This is a genomic window from Actinomycetota bacterium (assembly GCA_036280995.1).
Taxonomy (GTDB): domain Bacteria; phylum Actinomycetota; class CALGFH01; order CALGFH01; family CALGFH01; genus CALGFH01.
Genome location: DASUPQ010000682.1, coordinates 1 through 2,956 on the forward strand (window position 1 = coordinate 1; position 2,956 = coordinate 2,956).

The 2,956-nt window shown below is 65.5% G+C and carries 3 protein-coding genes; all 3 read left to right on the forward strand.

The features are described from left to right. The coding region (locus VF468_23045; GenBank protein ID HEX5881167.1) for an extracellular solute-binding protein at positions 1–1,069 on the forward strand (1,069 nt) is incomplete at its 5' end. Positions 1,070–1,247: 178 nt separating this feature from the next. Next, the gene (locus VF468_23050) at positions 1,248–2,087 is read left to right on the forward strand and encodes a sugar ABC transporter permease (protein HEX5881168.1); all 840 of its coding nucleotides are present in this window, start codon (positions 1,248–1,250) and stop codon (positions 2,085–2,087) included. Further along, positions 2,084–2,956 (forward strand): carbohydrate ABC transporter permease (locus VF468_23055; GenBank protein HEX5881169.1); only part of this gene is annotated, 873 nt, incomplete at its 3' end. The genes VF468_23050 and VF468_23055, both read left to right, overlap by 4 nt.

Consider the following 2,956-nt stretch of genomic DNA (forward strand, 5'->3'; position numbering starts at 1 on the left):
GGCCTTCCCGCAGGCTGCCTATAACGACGCCGTGACGGCCGCTGCGACCTCCAAGAAGCTGCCCTGCATCCTGGACATCGACGCCCCGATCGTTCCGAACTGGGCCTGGGCCGGCTACCTGGCCAAGCTCGACCTGCCCCAGGAGCTGGTCGACAAGCAGCTGCCCAGCACCCTCGGCAAGTGGGACGATCAGCTGTACTCGATCGGCCACTACGAGGCCGCGCTGGGCCTGTTTGCGCGCAAGGGGGCGCTTGACGCCGCCGGAATCCCAGTGGCCACCGTCGACAAGCCCTGGACGGCCCAGGAGTTCGACCAGGCCCTGCAGAAGATCAAGGCCTCCGGCAAGTACCAGTACGTGCTGGATCTGGGCACCGGTGACCCCACCCCCGAGTGGTGGACCTACGGCTACTCGCCGTTCCTGCAGAGCTTCGGCGGGGACCTGATCGACCGCAACACCTACACCACCGCCTCCGGTGTGCTCAACGGCGACAAGGCCCTCGCCTGGGCGAACTGGTTCCAGGGGCTGGTCAAGAACAAGTACACCCCGGCCAAGTCGGGGACCGACCCGTTCGCCGACTTCGTCAACGGCAAGTCGGCCATGATTTGGTCGGGCAGCTGGAGCGCCGAGAACCTCAAGAAGGTCAAAGATGGCGTGGTGATGCCGCCTCCGGACTTCGGTGCGGGTCCGAAGATCGGCGGTGGCTCCTGGCAGTGGGGCATCAGCTCCGGCTGCCAGAACACGGCCGGCGCGCTGGACTATCTGAAGTTCTCGCTCCAGCCCAAGTACCTCTCCCAGTTCGTGACCAAGCTCAACCTCATTCCGGCGACCGAGGAGACAGCAGCCATGTCGCCCGGCTGGGAGCAGGATGGGGCCAAGCGGTTCTTCCTCGATGAGTCGCAGAAGTTCGCCCTGATCCGGCCGCCGACACCGGCCTACCCCTACATCACGACCACCTTCGCCAAGGCGGCCCAGGACATCGTCGCCGGCGGCGACGCCAAGAAGATCCTGGATCAGGCGGCCAAGAACATCGATCAGAACCTCAAGAGCAACAACAACTACGGAGCCTGATCCGCGGCGGACGCTGGGTGTGGGCGGGATGCTCGCCTGCGCCCAGCGCCGTCTGGCCACCTTGGAGAGCGCCATGGCTGTCACGCAAGATCTGCCACCGAAAGGTGGCCTACGGACCGACGCACCGGCCACCACCAGACGCGCCGGCCGCGGCCGTGAAGGCCTGACCGGAGCGCTCATGGTCAGCCCGGCCATGCTGCTGCTGATCGTCTTCTTCTTCGTCCCGGTCGGGCTGTGCTTCGCGCTCGCGTTCACCAACGCCCGGCTGATCTCACCGGAGCCGGCGAAGATCATCGGGTTCGAGAACTTCTCCCGGCTGTTCAGCGACCCGCTGTTCTGGAAGTCGCTGCGCAACACCCTCTACTTCGCGGTCGTGGTCGTCCCCCTGCAGTCGGCGTTCGCCCTACTGCTGGCGCTGCTGATCAACGCCAAGATCCGCGGGGTCAACTTCTTCCGCACGATGTACTTCGTGCCCGTGGTCACCTCGATCGTCGTGGTGTCCATCCTGTGGCGCTTCATGTACCAGCCCGACGGGCTGGTCAACAGCATGCTCCAGACGCTCAGCTTCAACGTGGTGCAGGGCACCGACTGGCTGAACAACCCGACGGCGGCGATGCCAGCCATCATGTTCATGTCGATCTGGCAGGCGGTCGGGTTCCACATGGTGATCTGGCTGTCGGGCCTCCAGACCATCCCGGGGGAGCTGTACGAGGCCGCCGAGCTGGACGGCGCCGACAAGTGGCAGCAGTTCCGCTACGTCACCTGGCCGGGGCTCAAGGCGACCAGGACCTTCATCCTGGTCACCATCACCATCGCCGCGCTCAGCCTGTTCGCCCAGATCAACATCATGACCCAGGGCGGCCCCCTGGACCGGACCTCAACGGTGGTGTTCCAGGCGGTCAGGGTGGGCTACGGCCAGCAGGAGACGGCCTACGCCTCGACCATCTCGCTGGTGTTCTTCGTGCTGGTCCTGGCCGTCTCGCTCGTACAGCGCTACCTCACCCGTGAGAGGGGATGACCATGACCACCCTCGATCAAGCCCAGGCTCCCAGCCGCGCGGCCCCAGCCACCGAGAGGACCAGGCGACCTGGGCTCCGCCGGGCCGGCGGCTATCTGGTACGCATCCTGCTGGTGGTGTTCTTCGCCTTCCCCCTGGTCTTCATGTTCATGTCCTCGCTCAAGCCCGACGACCAGATCTTCGCCGACCTCGACTCCATCAAGGCGTTCCTGCCGGTCGGGGACATCTCGCTCAGCAACTACACCGGGGTGTTCGACACCGTCCCGGCGGCCCGCTTCCTGGCCAACTCCATCGTCATCACCGCCGTCACCGTCCTGGTCGGGCTGTTTGTCAACAGCCTGGCCGCGTTCGCGCTCTCACGGATGACGTGGCGGGGTAGCACGGTGGTCCTGGCGGCCATCATCGCCACCCTGGTGGTGCCGTTCGAGACCTTCGCCCTGCCCCTGCTGTGGTGGGTCAACAAGCTGCCCTGGGTCCTGTTCCAGGACGGCCAGTTCTTCTACACCACCGGCTGGCTGGACACCTACCGGGTGCAGATCTTCCCGTTCCTGGCCAACGCCTTCTCCATCTACCTGTTCTACTCGTATTTCCAGAGCATCCCCAAGACCCTGGACGAGGCGGCCCGGGTCGACGGCGCCGGCTGGTTCCGCATCTACCGCAGCGTCGTCATGCCCCTGGCCGGCCCGGCGATCGCCACCGTGGCCATCCTCACCTTCCTGCCGGCGTGGAACTCCTACCTGTGGCCGCTGATGGTGGTCCAGACCGAGAACCTCCGCCCGGTCATGGTCGGGGTCTCCTACTTCATGCAGCAGAACGTCCTCTGGGGCCAGATCATGGCCTACTCGACCCTGATCACCATCCCGGTGCTG

What these genes read in the sequence shown, in the direction of transcription:
- VF468_23050 (HEX5881168.1), top strand. Translation starts at nt 1,248, where the DNA reads ATGGTCAGCCCGGCCATGCTGCTGCTGATCGTCTTCTTCTTCGTCCCG.